At 38.5% G+C, this 779-nt stretch carries 1 protein-coding gene; it reads left to right on the top strand.

Annotation, left to right across the window (positions count from 1 at the left end; genetic code table 11):
• Positions 1–744, top strand: a 744-nt coding sequence (locus LOK41_RS28345) for a glutaminase (RefSeq protein ID WP_241819409.1), incomplete at its 5' end; no start/stop codon positions are given.
• Between the last annotated feature and the right edge of the window lie 35 nt (positions 745–779).

The following is a 779-nucleotide window of genomic DNA, read 5'->3' as shown; positions in this document are numbered from 1 at the left end:
TTTATAGCCGCTTGTTTAAACAGAGGTATTTCTTATGTATTAGAGCGAGTTGATGTAGAACCAACTGGAGATGCCTTCAATTCGATCATTCGTTTAGAGATGCATAAACCAGGAAAACCTTTTAATCCTATGATTAATGCTGGAGCGATTACGGTAGCTTCGCTTCTGCCAGGAACATCGGTGCAAGAAAAATTAGAATCTCTATACGCATTAATCGAAAAAATGATAGAGAAACGCCCCGCCATTAATGAAAAAGTGTTTCAATCTGAATGGCAAACAGCTCATCGAAATAGAGCTTTAGCACACTATTTAAAGGAAAATGGTTTTTTAGAGTCTGATGTGGAGGAAGCACTAGAGGTTTACTTGAAACAATGTTCTATAGAAATGAATACAGAGGATATAGCCTTAATAGGACTCATACTTGCCCATGATGGATATCATCCTATTCGTAAAGAACAAGTCCTCCCAAAAGAGGTTGCTAGATTAACCAAAGCCTTAATGCTCACATGTGGTATGTACAATGCTTCTGACAAATTTGCTGCTTTCATTGGATTGCCAGCTAAAAGTGGGGTGTCCGGAGGGATTATGGCACTCGTTCCATCAAGGTCCAGAAGAAAACTACCGTTTCAAGAGGGTTGTGGTATTGGTATTTATGGACCAGCTATTGATGAATGCGGGAATAGTTTACCAGGATCTATGTTATTGGAACGTATTGCACAAGAATGGGATTTAAGTATATTCTAAAAAGTATCATGGATGTTTTAGTGTCAGAGCGAATA

Source organism: Bacillus sp. TL12 (assembly GCF_022625245.1).
Classification (GTDB): Bacteria; Bacillota; Bacilli; order Bacillales; family Bacillaceae_G; genus Bacillus_A.
The sequence above is the reverse complement of the archived record's forward strand: the minus strand, read 5'-3'. Positions and strand labels throughout refer to the sequence as shown.